11 protein-coding genes are annotated in these 16,189 nt (G+C 68.2%); 4 read left to right on the forward strand and 7 right to left on the reverse strand.

Annotated features, from left to right (window positions below):
- Together ahcY and CWC60_RS21005 are read right to left on the reverse strand one after the other, a co-directional pair.
- The gene (gene ahcY / locus CWC60_RS21000) at window positions 1–1,296 is read right to left on the reverse strand and encodes an adenosylhomocysteinase (protein WP_109795885.1); all 1,296 of its coding nucleotides are present in this window, start codon (window positions 1,294–1,296) and stop codon (window positions 1–3) included.
- A gap of 123 nt (window positions 1,297–1,419) precedes the next feature.
- Window positions 1,420–2,223, reverse strand: coding sequence for an N-acyl homoserine lactonase family protein (locus tag CWC60_RS21005; RefSeq protein WP_109795886.1), 804 nt, complete (start codon window positions 2,221–2,223; stop codon window positions 1,420–1,422).
- A 70-nt stretch (window positions 2,224–2,293) separates the two neighbouring features.
- Here CWC60_RS21005 and CWC60_RS21010 point away from each other — a divergent pair, with 70 nt between their 5' ends.
- Window positions 2,294–2,701, forward strand: a complete 408-nt coding sequence (locus CWC60_RS21010) for a carboxymuconolactone decarboxylase family protein (RefSeq protein WP_109795887.1) — start codon at window positions 2,294–2,296, stop codon at window positions 2,699–2,701.
- Here CWC60_RS21010 and CWC60_RS21015 read toward each other — a convergent pair.
- Window positions 2,694–3,776 carry an LLM class flavin-dependent oxidoreductase gene (locus tag CWC60_RS21015; RefSeq protein WP_109795888.1) on the reverse strand — a complete coding sequence of 361 codons (1,083 nt, stop codon included), beginning with the start codon at window positions 3,774–3,776 and terminating at the stop codon, window positions 2,694–2,696. The genes CWC60_RS21010 and CWC60_RS21015 overlap by 8 nt on opposite strands.
- 246 nt (window positions 3,777–4,022) lie before the next feature.
- Window positions 4,023–4,145, reverse strand: coding sequence for a hypothetical protein (locus CWC60_RS24315; protein ID WP_277422339.1), 123 nt, complete (start codon window positions 4,143–4,145; stop codon window positions 4,023–4,025).
- Window positions 4,146–4,261: 116 nt separating this feature from the next.
- Here CWC60_RS24315 and CWC60_RS21020 point away from each other — a divergent pair, with 116 nt between their 5' ends.
- A complete protein-coding gene (locus tag CWC60_RS21020) occupies window positions 4,262–5,251 on the forward strand; it encodes a fatty acid desaturase family protein (RefSeq protein WP_109795889.1) in 990 nt (329 codons plus the stop codon).
- Window positions 5,252–5,298: 47 nt separating this feature from the next.
- The gene (locus CWC60_RS21025; protein WP_109795890.1) at window positions 5,299–6,906 is read left to right on the forward strand and encodes an AMP-binding protein; all 1,608 of its coding nucleotides are present in this window, start codon (window positions 5,299–5,301) and stop codon (window positions 6,904–6,906) included.
- 180 nt (window positions 6,907–7,086) lie between these two features.
- Here CWC60_RS21025 and CWC60_RS21030 read toward each other — a convergent pair whose 3' ends face one another.
- Window positions 7,087–8,730 (reverse strand): hydantoinase B/oxoprolinase family protein, encoded by a 1,644-nt coding sequence (locus CWC60_RS21030; RefSeq protein ID WP_109795891.1) that lies wholly within the window; start codon window positions 8,728–8,730, stop codon window positions 7,087–7,089.
- A gap of 81 nt (window positions 8,731–8,811) precedes the next feature.
- On the opposite strand from CWC60_RS21030, the gene CWC60_RS23380 reads away from it, so the two are divergent.
- The gene (locus CWC60_RS23380; RefSeq protein WP_125182848.1) at window positions 8,812–9,783 is read left to right on the forward strand and encodes a nucleoside 2-deoxyribosyltransferase; all 972 of its coding nucleotides are present in this window, start codon (window positions 8,812–8,814) and stop codon (window positions 9,781–9,783) included.
- A 3-nt stretch (window positions 9,784–9,786) separates the two neighbouring features.
- Here the strand turns inward: CWC60_RS23380 and CWC60_RS21035 are convergent, their stop codons facing one another.
- Both CWC60_RS21035 and CWC60_RS21040 read right to left on the reverse strand, forming a co-directional pair.
- A complete protein-coding gene (locus CWC60_RS21035; RefSeq protein ID WP_109795892.1) occupies window positions 9,787–14,331 on the reverse strand; it encodes a translocation/assembly module TamB domain-containing protein in 4,545 nt (1,514 codons plus the stop codon).
- The gene (locus CWC60_RS21040; protein ID WP_109795893.1) at window positions 14,331–16,160 is read right to left on the reverse strand and encodes an autotransporter assembly complex protein TamA; all 1,830 of its coding nucleotides are present in this window, start codon (window positions 16,158–16,160) and stop codon (window positions 14,331–14,333) included. Before CWC60_RS21040 ends, CWC60_RS21035 begins: the two co-directional genes overlap by 1 nt.
- Between the last annotated feature and the right edge of the window lie 29 nt (window positions 16,161–16,189).

Consider the following 16,189-nt stretch of genomic DNA (forward strand, 5'->3'; position numbering starts at 1 on the left):
TCAGTACCTGTAGTGTTCGGGTTTGTAGGGTCCGCTTTCGGGGATGCCGAGATAGCGGGCCTGATCGGGGGAGAGCTTCGTCAGGTTGACGCCGAGACGGCCCAGGTGCAGCGCGGCGACCTTCTCGTCCAGATGCTTGGGCAGCACGTAGACCTCCAGGCCGTACTTGGCGTGGTTGCGCCACAGCTCGATCTGCGCCAGCACCTGGTTGGTGAACGACGCGCTCATCACGAAGCTCGGATGGCCGGTGGCGCAGCCCAGGTTCACCAGCCGCCCCTCCGCCAGCAGGATCAGCCGCTTGCCGTCGGGAAACTCCACCTCGTCGACCTGCGGCTTGACGTTGTGCCAGGTGTAGTTGCGCAGCCCCGAGACCTGGATCTCCGAATCGAAGTGGCCGATATTGCACACGATCGCCCGGTCCTTCATGGCGCGCATGTGCTCGACCGTGATCACGTCCTTGTTGCCCGTCGCGGTGACGAAGATGTCGCCCGACGCGGCCACGTCCTCCATGGTGCGGACCTCGTAGCCCTCCATCGCCGCCTGCAGGGCGCAGATCGGGTCGATCTCGGTGACCACGACGCGCGCGCCCTGGCTGCGCAGGCTCTCCGCCGAGCCCTTGCCCACGTCGCCATAGCCGCAGACCACCGCCAGCTTGCCCGCCAGCATCACGTCGGTGGCCCGCTTGATGCCGTCCACCAGGCTCTCGCGGCAGCCGTAGAGATTGTCGAACTTCGACTTGGTCACCGAATCGTTGACGTTGATCGCCGGCACCTTCAGCGTCCCCGCCCGCGCCATCTCGTAGAGCCGCATGACGCCGGTCGTGGTCTCCTCCGAGAGGCCGCGCACGTCGTCCAGCAGTTCGGGGAACTTCTCGTGCATGCGCGCGGTCAGGTCGCCGCCGTCGTCCAGGATCATGTTCGGCCGCCAGCCGTCGGGGCCTTCGATGGTCATGTCGATGGCCCACCAGAACTCGTCGTCGTCCATGCCCTTCCAGGCGAACACCGGCACGCCGGTGGCCGCGATCGCCGCCGCCGCCTGGTCCTGGGTGGAGAAGATGTTGCACGACGACCAGCGCACCTCGGCGCCCAGCGCCGTCAGCGTCTCGATCAGCACCGCCGTCTGGATCGTCATGTGCAGGCAGCCCGCAATCCGCGCCCCGGCCAGAGGCTGCTCCGCGCCGTACTCCTCACGCAAGGCCATCAGACCGGGCATCTCGGTCTGGGCGATCTCGATTTCCTTGCGCCCCCAGTCGGCAAGGGCAATGTCGGCAACCTTGTAGTCTGACGATCCGCTCATGGTCTTCTCGCTCCGCTGGCAGAGGGGCGCGGCGGGCCCGGCCGCGCGCGCGTGGAATTCGCGCGTATGTAGCGCCTCGGCGGGTAGAGGTCCACCTCGACCGCGCGCGGCTGCGGCAGGGCATCAACCGCCTTTCGGTTCCGCGTCGAGGCGCACGATCTTGCCCTCCAGCTCCGGCGACGGCGGGTCGTAGCGCTCGAAGACGCGCGGGTCGTGGCCGGGCACGATCCAGGCCGGATCGCCGGCCAGGCGGCGCATGGTGCGGAAGGCGTCGAGCATCTCGCCCTGGTTCCAGACGATGACGAAGGGCCGGTCCGCCTCCATGTTCTCGTAGTAATGGCTGGCGTCGGAGGCGAGCACGATCCAGCCGATGCGCGTCATCACCCGCACCACCTGCAGACCCGCCGTATGGCCGCCGACCCAGTGGACCGACAGGCCGGGCTCCAGCTCCGCCTCGCCGTCGTGAAACTCCACCCGCCCCTCGAAGACGCGGAAGACGAGGTCGGCGATGTGCTCGGGGGTGTAGGCGTGGGCGATCGCCGGGCGCGTCATCTGCCGGCCCGTGGCGTAGGCCATCTCCCGGTCCTGCAGGTGAAAGCGGGCGGCGGGGAAATGCTCGTAGCCGCCGATATGGTCGTAGTGCAGGTGGGTGACGATGACGTCTTCGACCTGGTGGCTGTCGACGCCGACCAGCGCCAGTCCCTCGCGCACCGTGCGCACCAGCCGGCGGTTGCGGCGTTCTGCGTCGAGTGCGTCGAAGCCGGTGTCGACCACCCAGACCTTGCCCTCGCGCTTCAGCGCCCAGACGAAGTAGTCCATGTCCATGGGCGCGTCATGCGGGTCGCCGCCGATGAAGTGATCGCCCCGGCGCGCCTCCCGCTCGGCGTACTTGATGGCGTAGACCTCGAATTCGTGTGGCGTCGTCATGGCTGCCCCCCCGTTTCCCGTCCGATTTTCGGCTAGTCTGGCGCAAATCACCGCGCGAGGGGAGAGAACCATGAGCGACGAGCTGTTCGAGAAGGGCCTGAAGATCCGCAAGGAGGTGCTGGGCGAGGCCTATGTCGAGAAGGCCATGGCGTCCGCGGACGCCTTCAACCGCGACTTCCAGCACTGGGTGACGGCCAGCGCCTGGGGCGCCGCCTGGGGGCAGGAGACGCTCTCGCGCCGCGACCGCAGCCTGCTCAACCTGGTGATGCTGGCGGCGCTCGGCCGGGGCACGGAGTTCAAGCTGCACGTCAAGGGCGCCGTCAACAACGGCGTGACGCTCGCCGAGATGAAGGACGCGCTGCTGCACATGACCGTCTATTGCGGTGCGCCCGCCGGCGTCGAGGCCTTCCGCCTCGCCCGCCAGGCGCTGGAGGAGATCGGCGTCGATCCGGCGGAAGCGGACCAGGCCCCTACCTGACCCGCGCCATGACCTGATCGGCGAAGTCGCGGAAGTTCGACCGCATGTGCGCGGCGGGCGGCAGCAGCGTCACCTCCTTCAGCCCGGCCTGCTCGAGCTGACCCAGCCGCTCGACGATCTCGTCGGGCTCGCCCACCAGGCCGCCGGCGATGCGGATCATGTCGGGTGTGACGAAGCGGCGCTCCTCCGGCGGGCAGAAGGCGCAGTGGCCGCGGTGCAGCATCTGGTGGCGGCGCGCCGCCGGCATCGTCGACTCGACATGGGCCTTGTAGTCCTCCCAGGTGCCGCGCACCCGGTCGGAGACGAAGTCGTCGCGGCCCCATTCCTGATAGAGCTCGAACCAGTAGTGGAGCGTCGAGACGACCGCCGAATCCACCTCGTCGATAATCCGTTCGTCGGTGAGCTTCTCGCCGGGGCGCAGGACGCAGGCGAAGGTGAGCGCGGCGGTGTGGAAGTCGGGCCCGATCTCGCGCCCCGCCTCGGCCGCGCCTTCGCGCACGGTCTCCAGGTTCCTGGCCAGCACGCCCAGCGGTTCGTTGCCCGCGCAGATGCGACCGTCCCCGTACGCTCCGGCGGCGCGCAGCGCCTTCGGGCCGTTGGCGGCGACGTAGATGTCGACGTGATCGTCCAGGTTGAGGCACTCCAGCTCCCGGTCGAGGAAGCGGATCGGGCGGGTCTCGCCATCGTGCTCGAATTCCACCTCCTCGCCGGCCAGCAGGCCGCGGACCACGCGGAGATAGTCGCGGAAGGCCTTCGCCTTCACCGGCCGGGCGCCCATGATGCGCATCGCCGTGTGGCCGGTGCCGATGCCGATGAAGGTCCGGCCCGGGGCCAGCCTGTTGATCGAGGCGATGGAATGCGCGGTCACCGGCGCCAGCCGCGTGCCGGCGATGGCGACGCCGGTGCCCAGGCGGATGCGGCTGGTGTGGTGCGCCGCCAGCGCCAGGGTGGCGTAGCAGTCCGACCAGATCATCTGGCTGTCGGGCGCCCAGCCGTGGTCGTAGCCGAGCGCCTCCAGCTCCCGGAAGATCGCCCAGTCGTCGATCTTCGTCGCCACCATGCCGCCGAACTTCATCGCCGTCCTCCCCGTCGGTTCGCGCCCGGCGGAGAGGATGGCACGGCGCTGTCAGAAGGGCCAATCCGTCGCCGCGACCGGCCCGCATTTCACGGGTCGGCCCGGGTCGGAATGTTCTCGGGAGGTATCGGATCGCGCTCCACGCCGGCGCAGCCGGCGGCGAGGGCCAGCGCGGCGGCCGCCGCGATGATCACAGTCAGGCGTTTCATGACTCGGTCTCTGGGTGTCCCTGGGGTCATCGTGGGCTCAGGTGGGCGAGTTGGTCGAGGGCTGGTCGGTTGGCAAGGGAGTCCGGGACCCGACGCCTTCGCAGGCGCCTGTCGCGGCCAGGGTCAGGATGGCAAACGTCATCGGGATCAGGCGTTTCATGACTTCGACTCCACTGTGTTTCCAGTCATGCCCGCCACGTGGCCGGAGCCGCTCGCGGTGCAACGGGCGCGGTGGTCACATTCCCTTGCGCGGACGACTTCGCTATAAGGGCGGCCATGAACACGGGCGAAAACTTTCGCGAGGACACGCGCCGGGCCGGGCTGCCGCCGGCGCTGGTGAAGGAACTGACGCGCCAGGACGACGCGAAGGGCTGGGCCGGCGTGGCCGAGCTCTTCGGCGCCATCGCCCTGATCCTCGGTGCCGCCGTCTGGGCCTGGCATCCGGCGGTGACGGTGCTGGCCATGCTGCTGATCGCGACGCGCCAGCAGGCCTGTTTCGTCATCGCTCACGACGCCGCCCACTACCGCCTGCTGAAGAACCGCCGCTGGAACGACCTCGTCGGGCGGATCGCCGGCGGCATCGTCGGCATCTCCATGCCGACCTACCGCGTGGTCCACCGGCTGCACCACAATCATCTGTACGGGAAGCAGGATCCGGACATCCCGCTGAACGCCGGCTATCCGCGCGGGCGGGCCTACCTGCTGAAGAAGCTGTTCTTCGACCTGTTCGGGGTCACCGCCTGGAAGACCTACCGCTATTTCTTCGGCGCGCCGGCGATCAATGCGGAGGCGGGCGGCCCGAACCGGCCGCTGGACGACACCTCGCCAGCGCTCCGCGCCGCGGCCCGGGCCGACCGCTGGTGGGTGCTGGGTTTCCACGCCACGATGCCCGTCGTGGCCTTCGCCGGCGGATTCCTGCTCGAGTATCTGCTGCTCTGGGCCGTGCCGCTGGTGACCTTCCTGCAGCCGCTGCTCCGGCTCCGGGCGATCTGCGAGCATGGCGCGGTGACGGATTTCGCCTCGCCGCTGACCGCCGCCCGGACCAATCTGGGGCCCCGCTGGCTGCTCTGGCTGTTCTTCCCCTTCCACGTGAACTTTCACGTCGAGCACCACATGTACCCGGCCATTCCCTTCTACAATCTGCCCGCTGCCCACCGGGCGATGAAGGCGCACGGCGTGCTGGACAAGGCCGAGGTCCGCGACGTGCGCGAGACCCTGGGCCTGGTCATGGCCGACCGCCCCGCGCGGGAAGCAGCCCCGGCCTGACTCGGCAGCGATTGCGGCCCGGCCCGGCCCGGTTCTAACATTCCCGCATGACAAACCTGACCGAACTGCTCGGCATCGCCGAGAAACGCGCCGAAGGCCGCCCCGTCCTGGTCTATCAGGGCCGGGAATGGAGCCATGCCGAACTCGCCGCCCAGTCCCGCCGCGTCGCCGCCGGACTGAAATCGCTGGGTGTGGGCAAGGGCGACCGGGTCGCCATCTGGCTGCCCAATGCGCCGGCCTACCTCGCCGTCTTCTTCGCCTGCGCCCGGCTGGGCGCCATCGCGCTGGCGGTGAACACCCGCTACCGCTCGGTCGAGGTCGGCGACATCGTCAGCCGTGCCGGGGCGAAAGCGATGATCTACTGGCCCGATTTCAAGGGCATCGCCTTCAACGAGATCCTGGCGGGCATCGACCCGGGGGAGCTGGCGGGCCTGGAGCACCTGATCGTCTATTCGGAGGATGGCGCGCCGGCGGTCTCGCCCGTCCCCGAGGCGACGCCCGTGTCCTACGACGACCTTGCCGCCCATGCCGAGCTTGAAGAGGATCACGCGGACGACGGTCTCGGCTGCGCGATCTTCACCACCTCGGGCACGACCAGCAAACCGAAGTTCGTCCTGCATCACCAGTCGTCCATCGCCGATCACGGCCTGCAGATCGCCGACAGCTTCGGCTGGCGGGGCGAAGATGTGGTCCACCTGCTGGCCATGCCCTATTGCGGCGTCTTCGGCCTGACCCAGTCCATGGGCGCCATCGCCTCGGGCCGGACCATGGTCACCATGCCCTATCTGGACATTCCGGAGGCCGTCCGGCTGATGAAGGCGCACCGCGTCACCCACACCGCGGGTTCCGACGACATGTACGCCATGATGCTGGAAGAGGCGGCGGGCGAGCAGACGCCGTTCCCGGCCTTCCGTTCCGGCATCTACGCGCTGTTCAACGCGGCGCTGGAGGACATCGTCGAGCGCGCCGAGCAGCGCGGCATGTACATCACCGGCGTCTACGGCATGTCGGAGGTGCAGGCGCTGTTCACCCGCTGGCCCGATGGCTCGCCCGTCGCGGTGCGCAAGCGCGGCGGCGGCATCCCCATCGCGCCGACGGCGGCGGTCCGCGTGCGCGATCCGGAGTCGGGCAGGCTGCTCGGCGTCGGCGAGCCGGGCGAGCTGGAGGCGCGGGGCCCGTCGATGATGATGGAATATTTCCTGAACCCGGAGGCAACGGCGAAGACGCTGACCGACGACGGCTTCATCCGCACCGGCGACCTGGCGCAGATGACCGAGGAGGGCGGCTTCGAATATCTCTCCCGCATGGGCGACGTGCTGCGTCTCGGTGGCTTCCTCACCGCGCCGGCGGAGATCGAGGCGCGCCTGCTGGAGCATCCGTCGGTGAAGGACGTGCAGGTGGTCGGCGCGAATGTCGGCGGCCGCAACCGCGCTGTGGCCTTCGTCATTCCGGCGGGGGCCGGCTATGACGAGGCGGCGGTGATCGCTCACTGCGCCGCGGGACTGGCCAAGTACAAGGTGCCCGCCCGCGCCGTGCCGCTCGACGCCTTCCCTGTCACCCAGTCGGCCAACGGCGTGAAGATCCAGAAGGCGAAGCTGCGCGAGATGGCCGGCGAACTGGACGAGGAACCGCGCCGCCGCGCCGGCCAGGGTTAGGGCACACCAAGGTTCGATTGATCCATCCAGTCTTGCCGCCCTCGGACTTGATCCGAGGGCCTGCGTCGTGGCGTGTCCGGTTCACAGGTGCTCGGGTCAAGCCCGAGCACGCCAGGTGATTTCGGGCCGCTCGCAGAGCGCTCCGGGCTTCGGACGCCTGCGCCAGATCCGCTCCCCGCCTCAGACGTAGCCGTCGATGAAGTCGCGCTCGCGGAGCGCCGCCGGACGCTTTGCCGGATCGCCGTAGCCGGCCCCGCCGCCGGTCCGGACCACCAGCCGGTCGCCTTTCTTCATCGCCATCGACAGCTTGGAGCGGAGCTCGATCCGTTCGCCGCCGCGGATCACCCAGGCGGAGGCCTTGCCGCCCGCCTCGCCACCGAACAGCCCCTCGGGCGGGATGATGAAGCGGTCGCCATAGGCGGCGAAGGTGACGTCGTCGTCCAGGATCTCGTAGACCCGCTGGAAGCCGAGGCCGCCGCGGTGTTCGCCGTCGCCGCCCGAACCGGCCACGAGGCTGTAGTCGAGCACCCGGAAGAACGGATAGCTCATGTCCTGGCTCTCGACGGGGATGTTGCCGCAATTGCTGAGCGGGCTGTCGACCGCGTCGCAGCCGTCGCTCCGGGGCCCGGCGCCATAGCCGCCGCCGAAGATCTCCAGATAGATGTTGTAGCCCTTCGGGCCCAGATGGCTGAGGCAGCAGGCATAGGTGGTGTCGTAGCCGGCGGCGATGACCTTCTCCGGCGCGGCCTGGGCGAGCGCCTTCATCACCGCGTTGAACACCCGGTAGCTGGGCAGCAGCCTGGCGCGCACCGGCGCCGGGGCCTTCGGGTTCAGAATGGAGCCCTCCGGCGCCTCCACGGTGATGGCCCGGGCGCAGCCGGAATTGAACGGCAGGTCGGCGGACGTCAGCGCCGACTTGATCACTGACAGCGCCGCGCCCACCGTCGAGGCGAAGGGGTTGTTCATGTTGGACTTCACCTGCGGCGCACTGCCGTCGAAGGTGACGCGGATGTCGGAGCCCTTCACCGTGACCTGGGCGGCGATGCGCAGCGGGCCGCTGCCCTGGCCGTCGTCGTCCAGGAAGTCCTCGCCCTCATAGGTGCCGTCGGGCACCGCCGCCAGGGCCTGGCGCATGCGCCGCTCGGCATAGTCCAGCATCTCGTCCATCGCCGCTTCGAGGCGGGCGGCGCCGTGGCGGGCGCAGAGCTCGCGCACGCGCTCCACGCCGATGGCGTTGGCGGCGAACTGCGCCTCGAAATCGCCGATGGTGTGGTCGGGCATGCGGATATTGGCGCGCACGAAGCGCTGCAGCGGGCCGTCATTGCGCCAGTCGCGGGCCAGGTTCCACTTTGTCGGCGGGAAGACGATGCCTTCCTGATGGATATCGGTGGCGTCGGGGTTCAGCCCCGGCGCGCCGCCGCCCAGATCGATGTGGTGCGCCACCGTCGCCGAAAAACCGAGCAGCCGTCCGTCGACGAAGATCGGCGTGAACAGGAAGACGTCGGGCAGGTGCTGGCCGCCCTGATAGGGATCGTTGGTGATGTAGAAATCGCCCTCGACCAGCTCCTCGGGCGGATACGCGGCGGCGCAGGGGCCGAAGGTGTGGGCGATGGAGCCGAGCTGCAGCGGGATCAGCTCCGACTGGGCGACGACATTGCCGTGCCGGTCGAGGATCGCCGACGAGCAGTCCTCGGCCTCGCGCACGATGGTCGAATGGGCCGAGCGGATCAGCTTCACCCCCATCTCGTGGGCGGCGGCGATCAGCGCCTGGGTGATGACCGCCTGGTCGACGGCCGAGAGGTTCTGCGGTGCGGTGTCGGGCATGGCGGCGGCTCCCCTTGCCTGAAGGCTATTGATTCCAACAGCTTCAAATTCCTAGAGTTATTATTATCGAGTTCATGCAGGTTGAAAATGGAAAAAACTTGTCCGCTTTGTTTGAACGCAGAGTCCCCAGAGGTCAGAATTGGAAGAATTGACATTGGGGTAGCTGTTTCTTGTTCAGTTTGTGGGTATTTCAGAATAACTGAAGAAGCGTGGGATTTCTATATAGACCCGAAAATTTCAAAACGGAAAGTTGGAAAATTCACTCTAGCAGCGTTATCTCATAGAATTGTTCGCCATAATAACAAAAATCGGCCTACGATAATTTCGACCGAAATAATTGAAGAGATTGAGAAATCAGATCAACCACTTCCAACTGTCGATCAGCAGGCGGATGCGTTGATCGAAGAAATAGGTTTGTATATCTCAAAGTATGAAGAGTTTGTTGAGAATTTTTCGGACGATATGCATAGGCGAATTGGTGCTTCAAGCCGCAATGCCCTAATGAGATTGGCAATAGAGTTAAAACAAAAAGGCTTGCTGGAGCTGATTGATCGTTCACACAGCCAAGGTCCTGCAGTCATGCGGATTCGCCTTACCATGGATGGATGGCGGCGATTCAATGAAGTACGCAGAGGACTACGTGTCGGCCATTATGGCTTCGTCGCTCTGGCTTTTGGATTTTCCAATCTTGACAACTTGGTAGAGAACCATATCAAACAGCCTGTAGCAGAAGAATTAGGATACGATATCATAACCATGAAGGATGTGCCGGAAGCTGGTATCATCGATAATATCATGAGAGAAAAAATTCGAGATTCGGCATTTGTTATAGCAGACTTAACACACGATAATTCCGGAGCATATTGGGAGGCCGGATATGCAGAAGGATTGGGAAAGCCCGTTGTCTATATCTGCAATGAATCCAAATTCTCTGACCGAAGCACACATTTTGATACTAATCATTGCACCACTGTTATGTGGCGTGATGGTGAAAATCACCATTTTTCAGCAGAACTCATTGCGACCCTTAGGCGTTCGCTGAACCTATTTTAGAAGTCAGTACCGCTTTTCCCAGGTGATGCCGGTGCTGGTGCTGCCGTCGCGGTCGATCTCGGTGTCGACCTTGACGTTGGGCAGGACGTCGATCTCCACGACGACGGAGCCGGATTCCGAATCCACCGACTGCTTGGCGCCGACATAGACGCCTTCGCGGACATAGCGTCCGGCGCTGATGGCGCCCGCCGATTCCGGGTCGTCGCCGCTTTCCAGGCGCAGCACGTCCAGCCCCACCGCGTCGCGGATGCGGTCGGTCGCGCCGCGCTTGCCGTTGGTCAGGGTGCGGATGCCCTGGGCCAGGTTCAGCGCCTCGACCGGCGAGAGCGACTGGCGCGCCTTGTCGAACAGCAGCCGCGGCAGGACCTCGCCTTCGGGCAGTTCCGGGGTCGAGGTGAAATCGATGTCGGGCTGCGAGGGCCGGCCGGAGACGATGATGCGGCCGGTCAGATCCTCGGTCTCGCGGACCAGGACGATGCGGAACTCCGGCGTCAGGTCGCCGGTGAGCCCGATCGAGCCTTCCTCCAGGTCGAAGTCCTTGCCCAGCAGGCTGAGGCTGCCGCGCACGGCGTTGAAGTCGGAGGTGACCTGCGGGTTGTCGGCGGTGCCGGTGATCGTCGCCTGGCCCCGCCATTCGCTTTCCAGTCCCCGGCCGCGGACGAAGAACTGTCCCGGCGCGTCGATGCGGATGTCCAGGTTGACGGGCAGCGGCGGGCCGGGCTCCTCCGCCTCGGCCTCGGCGACCTTGTCGCGCTCCAGCTGGATGGCGACGACGCTGGGTGGCAGGTCCGGCGCCACCAGGCGGATCTCCACGTGATCCAGGGTGTGGCGGCCGACCACGTCCACCGCCTGGCCGTCCCAGGTGACGGTGGTGCGGCCGCTGACCTTCACCTCGGCCTCGTCGCGGCGCACCGCCAGCAGGCCGTCCAGATCCAGACTGACTTCCGCCGTCCTGTCGTCGCCCAGCAGCACCATCTCGCCGCTGCCGCGCAGGCGGCCGCCGACGGGGTCGCGGGCGGAAAGCTGGAAGTCGCCGACGCCCCGGTCGTTGAAGCGGACCGACATGTCGACGTCCTGCAGGATGGTGCCGCTCAGCAGGTTCTCGTAGCGCGCGTCGGAGATCACCGCCTCGCCCTGCAGGCGGGGCTGCGACCAGGTGCCGTCCATGCGCACATCGAAGCGGGCGGGACCGGCGGCCAGGTTGTCGCTCTCCGGCAGCAGGGCCACGAGCTGCTGCAGGTCGCCCCGCCACTCCAGCCGGCCGCGGACCGCGCCGTCCGCGGGCGGGATCGGGATCGCCCGGCCGCCCGAAGGCGGCAGCGCGCCGGAAGCTTCGGCGACCAGCGGCTGCTCGAAGGGACCGGCGATGGTGGTCTTGAGGCCGATCTCGCCGTCGGCCCAGCGGCCCTCGGCGCTGACCTGGAAGGTGAAATCGCCGACTTCCTCGGGCATGCGCAGGTCGGTGAGGGTCAGATCGAGCCGGCCGGTGTCCCTCGGTTCCCTGGTGTCGAGGCGGATCGTGGCGTTCGCCACGCCGCTCAGGCCCTCGACCCCGCCCAGCGCCGCCAGCGGGCCGAGGGCGAGGTCGGCGATCTCCAGCTGCGCCAGGATCTGGCTCGGGCCGTAGGTCGCGTCCCCGGTCACCGCGCCGCCGGCGCTGGCGGCGAGGTCGAGGCCGCGGACGGCGATCTGGTCGCCGCGCAGGGCGACGACGAAAGGCGTGCGTGAGGTGATGTCGCCCTGCGGCGTTTCCAGCACCAGGTCGGCGACGCGCAGGCCGAGGGTCTCCGGGTCGGTGAGGTCGGCGGCGACCTCGGTGCGCAGCGACGCCTCGACGGGCGCAGCCAGATTGGCGGTGAGCCGCGCCACGGGACGTTCGATGGTGCCGCCCAGATCGGCGGTGACCTGGGTGATGCGGTTCTCGCCGGAGGTGATGGCTGTGACCAGCACGTCGCCGCCGATCCGGGGCGCGCCCTCGCCCGAGGGATCGAGCGTGATTTCGGCCACGGCTGCCTCGATCTGTGCGCCGCCGGCCTCGATGCGCTCCACGGTAACGTCGGCCAGCACGGTCTCGCCTCGGGTCTGCAGGTCGGCTGCGGCGCGGGCGATGCGCGCGCCGCCGGCGTCGATGTCCCTGGCCAGGACGCGGCCGGCCGCGGCCGGCAGCTCTCCGGTCAGGCCGGTAACGTCCAGGTCGACGTCCAGCCGGCCCATCGCCGCCATGTCGCCGATGCGGACATTGCGCGCGGTCAGATCGATCGTCGCATCCAGCCGCTCGCCCTCGGGTTTCAGCGTCACGGCGCCGTCCGCGTCGCCGGCGAGCGGCATGCCGGCCAGCTCCGACAGGTCGGAGAGGTCGTCCACCTTCAGGGTGGCCTGGCCGTCGAAGCCGGCGGTGGCGAGGTCCAGGTCGCCCCGGCCCTCCAGCCGCGCCGAGCCCAGTCGGGCGCGGTAGCGGTCCAGCGAGAGGCGATTGGCCGCCGGGTCGAAAGCGCCGGCGACGTCCAGCGACCCGGTCTGGCCGCCGCTGCGGAAGCTCAGCTCGGCGTCGAAGTCGGGCGAGCCGGCGAGGTCGGAGGCCGAGAACCGGAGGCGCGGCTGGGCGATCTCCCGCCCGCTGACCCTGAGGTCCGCCGCGCGGGCGGTCCCCGTCACCTCCGGGTCGTCCAGCGTGCCGCCGATCTCGCCACTGACCGCCAGGTCGCGCAACCCCTCGATGGATGGCGGCGCAAGGCCCGGCGGCAGTTCGGGCAGGCTCAGCGAATACTCGCCATCGATGGTTTCGCCCTCAAGCGTGGCATTGGCGGCGATTTCGGCGCCCTTCGCTGTGTTGCCGGAGATCCGGGCGACCATGGCCTCGCCCATGGGCTCGGCCTCGACGTTCAGATCGACGGTCGATCCGGCGACGTCCGCAAACTGCGGATCGCGCCATTGCAGATCCTCGAGGTGAAGATCGGCGTCGACCGTGCCGCGGTTTTCGCCCAGCCCCTCGATGGTCAGGTCGAGATTGCCCCGGCCGCCGGAGAGCAGCTCCGCCAGCTGCGGCGCCCGGGCGAGATCCTCGGCCTCGACATGCAGTTCGCCGTCCATCTCCCGCTGCTCCAGGTCGAGGGTGAACCGGCCGCTCGCCGTCCCTGCCGCCGTCCGGACGTCGAGGCCGCTGATCTCCAGCGCCTGGGGTCCGGCGACGAAGTCGAAGGCCAGGGTCGGATCGGTTCCGGCCAGGCTGGCATATTGCGGGTTGTCTGTCTGGGGTTCGTCGATGGTCAGCACGGCGTGGCCGCGCGCGGTCTCGAGGTCGCTGGTCGCGTCGATCTCGGCGGCGATCCGGTCTGCCGAATAATCCTGGAACCGGGGCCCGGCGATATCGGCGCGGATCCTCGCCGCCAGCGTTTCGTCCAGCGCGCCGTCGAGATCGACCTGCAGCGCCGCGGTCTCGAAACGCGCGCCCGTCAGCCAGGGCGCCAGCGCGTCGTCGGCGCGGATATCGGCGTTGGCGGCGAGGCGGACGGTGTTGGCCGCCGCGTCATAGCCGCCTTCGGCGGTGAGGGTCACGGCCGGGCTGTCGAGCTTCAGACGATCGATTGTCACCTGGTCGGTCGACGGCCCCGAGACCGCGACATCGACATGCACCACCTCGCCAAGGGCCTGCTTCGGGGCGGAAAGCGCGCCGCCGATCAGGTTCGCCGTCGCGTCGAGGCTGGCGGCATAGCCGCCGTCGGCGGCCAGCGCGAGGTCGAGCCGGCCGACCAGGTCGAGGGCGTTCTGCACGGTCAGATCGACATCTATTTCGGCCTCGCCGAAGGGCCCGCCGCCCGTCATGGTCAGCCGCACCCGGTCCTCCGGCGCGACGCCCAGCGCGTCGGCCAGGGGCCGGATCGCCGGCATGTCGGCGGCGATGTCCACGTCCATCCGCTCGGCGGCGAAGTCCGCGGTGACATCGGCGCGCACGAAGCTTTCGCCCAGATCCAGAGGCTCGATGTCCAGATCCAGACGCTGGACCGCCCCGGCGTCTGCCAGGGCGCCGGTGACGCGGTAGCGCGACTGCACGGGCGCCACGCCCTCTGGCAGGATGACCTCCTCGACCGCCAGTTCCTTCAGGGTGACGGGCAGCGGCGCGCGCGGCCACTGGAAGTTCTCCGGCAGCAGCCGGCCGTCGCTCGCGGTCTCCTCCGCCGGCGTGTCATCGGCCGGCAGGCGCAGCACCTCGACCCGCTCGGCCGCCAGGCGATCGATGGTCAGCGCGCCATCCAGCAGCGCGGCGGCGCTGAGATCCAGGGCGACGTCTTCCACCTCCAGCCAGCGTCCGTCCGCGTCCGCAAGGGCGAGACTGTCGAGTCGCAGTACGCCGTCGTCGCCGCGCCGGAAGCGTCCGGTCTCGACGGTCAGGCCGGGGCCGCTGGCGAACCCGGTCGCCTGCTCCAGCGCCCAGGTCCAGGTGTCCTCGCCGGCGCCATAGACGAACCAGGCGAGTCCGCCGGCCAGCAGGACCACGGGCAGCAGCGCGATGGCCAGCAGCCATCCCAGCACCTTGGCGACGCGCCGCATCAGAATGCCTGGCCGAGACTGATGTAGAATTCGAAGAAGTTGTCTTCGTCGCGGCGGTGCAGCGGGAAGGCGAGGTCGAAGCGGATCGGCCCCACGGGACTGTAATAGCGCACGCCGCCGCCGACGCCGACATGCAGCGTCTCGGTGGCGTCGGGGAAGGGCTCGGCGGCGACATAGCCCGTGTCGACGAAGGCCACCACGCCCAGATCCTCCATGAAGCGGGCGCGGAGCTCGATGGCGCTCTCCGACAGGAACCGCCCGCCCGTCAGGTCGCCGGCGTCATTGGTCGGCGAAATCGACTGGAACGCGTAGCCGCGCACGGACGCGCCGCCGCCGGCGAAGAAACGCTCGTTGACCGGCACGTCGTCGAGCGCCTGCGAGAGAATGGTGGCGACGCGGGCGCGCAGGGCCAGCACCAGGCTGTTCTCCCCGATCAGCGGCTGATAGAACGCGCCGCCCAGCGAGATGCGGCCGAAATAGGCGGGATCGCCGTTGTTGAGACCGGCATAGGGCGCTGCCGCCAGGAACAGCCGGAAGCCCTCCGTGGCGTTGAGCTGGTCATTGGCGCGGTCGAGATTGGCGAAGGTGGGGAAGCCCAGCAGGTAGGCCGTATCGTTCTCGATGTCCGATTCCACCAGGGCCGCGCTGCCCTCGACGGATGTGCCGACGCGCCAGTGCTTGCCCACGCCGGTTTCGACGCCGATGCGCGCGGTGGCCGATTCCTCGGTGAAGGCCTCGTCGTCCAGCCGCCGCAATGTGAAACTCTCCTTCAGGGTCCAGCGCTCGGTCGGCGTGTGCGGCTGGGTCATCCCGAAGGTCAGCTTCTGTTCCTTCAGCGAGGCATCGAGCTCGGCGCGGAAGTCCTCGGCGCCGCCGAACAGATTGCGGTGCCGCCAGCCGACACGTACGCCCGGACCGATATCGGTGTCATAGCGCAGACTGCCGGAGATGGAGCGCAGCTTGGCGTCCGCGACCTTCAGCGTGACCGGGCGCGCCACCTGTTCGGGATCGGGGGTCTGCGGCGGCTGCACCGAGACGGCGTCGAACAGGCCGGTCGCACGCATCGCTTCCTGGAACTCCTCCACCTTCTGGCGGTCATAGGGCTCGCCCTCCTGCCAGGGGATGCGGTCCATGATGTAGTCGCGCGCCAGCTTGGTGTCGCCCTCGATCACCAGCGGCCCGAAGGTCGTGTACGGACCCGGATCGAACCTGGCCGTCACCGTCAGCGTGTGATTCTCGGTATTGGCGACGGCGCGGCGGTCGATGAAGCGCGCATAGGGGAAGCCGTTGCGGCTGAGAAAGCGCACGACGCGCGTCTCGGCCGCGACGATGTCCTCGCCATGGGCCTCGGCGCCCTCGCCCAGATCGGCCGCACGCTTGATTTCCGCATCGGTCGGCAGTTCCTCGGGATGCGGCTCGAATGCCGGCTGGAAGGCTGCGATGGTGTAGGCGGTTCCCGGGGCGACGTCGAAGATGGCGCGCGCGTCCGCGTCCGGGTCGCCGGGCGTCTCCTCCACCCGGATTTCCACCGTGGCGTCGTAATAGGCTTCGGCCGACATCACCTGCATCAGGGTCGCGCGGTCGTTCTCGGCGCGCCGTTTCAGTCCGGCGATGCTCGGCGCGCCGCGCTGCTGATACCGGAAGGTGTCGAGCGAGGCGCGGATGACTTCGCGGACGTCAGGCTGCTCGTCCAGGCCGTCGATGGTCGCGGTATAGCTCACGGGAAGCGGCCCCGAGAGCGCGGAATCCCTGTCATCCCCGGCCTCCTCCCCGTCCAGCAGGGTGCCGCAGCCGGCGAGCGCCAGCGCGCAGAGCGTGGCGGCTGTCAACCTGAGGAGGGGCAGTCGATGTGACGAGA

The organism is Minwuia thermotolerans (genome assembly GCF_002924445.1).
Taxonomy (GTDB): domain Bacteria; phylum Pseudomonadota; class Alphaproteobacteria; order Minwuiales; family Minwuiaceae; genus Minwuia; species Minwuia thermotolerans.

Excerpts from the sequence above, each read along its gene's own strand:
- CWC60_RS21005 (WP_109795886.1), bottom strand. The coding sequence starts at position 2,223 with ATGACGACGCCACACGAATTCGAGGTCTACGCCATCAAGTACGCCGAG.
- CWC60_RS21030 (WP_109795891.1), bottom strand. The coding sequence starts at position 8,730 with ATGCCCGACACCGCACCGCAGAACCTCTCGGCCGTCGACCAGGCGGTC.
- CWC60_RS21010 (WP_109795887.1), top strand. The coding sequence starts at position 2,294 with ATGAGCGACGAGCTGTTCGAGAAGGGCCTGAAGATCCGCAAGGAGGTG.
- CWC60_RS21035 (WP_109795892.1), bottom strand. The coding sequence starts at position 14,331 with ATGCGGCGCGTCGCCAAGGTGCTGGGATGGCTGCTGGCCATCGCGCTG.
- ahcY (WP_109795885.1), bottom strand. The coding sequence starts at position 1,296 with ATGAGCGGATCGTCAGACTACAAGGTTGCCGACATTGCCCTTGCCGAC.
- CWC60_RS21025 (WP_109795890.1), top strand. The coding sequence starts at position 5,299 with ATGACAAACCTGACCGAACTGCTCGGCATCGCCGAGAAACGCGCCGAA.
- CWC60_RS24315 (WP_277422339.1), bottom strand. The coding sequence starts at position 4,145 with ATGAAACGCCTGATCCCGATGACGTTTGCCATCCTGACCCTGGCCGCG.
- CWC60_RS21015 (WP_109795888.1), bottom strand. The coding sequence starts at position 3,776 with ATGAAGTTCGGCGGCATGGTGGCGACGAAGATCGACGACTGGGCGATC.
- CWC60_RS21020 (WP_109795889.1), top strand. The coding sequence starts at position 4,262 with ATGAACACGGGCGAAAACTTTCGCGAGGACACGCGCCGGGCCGGGCTG.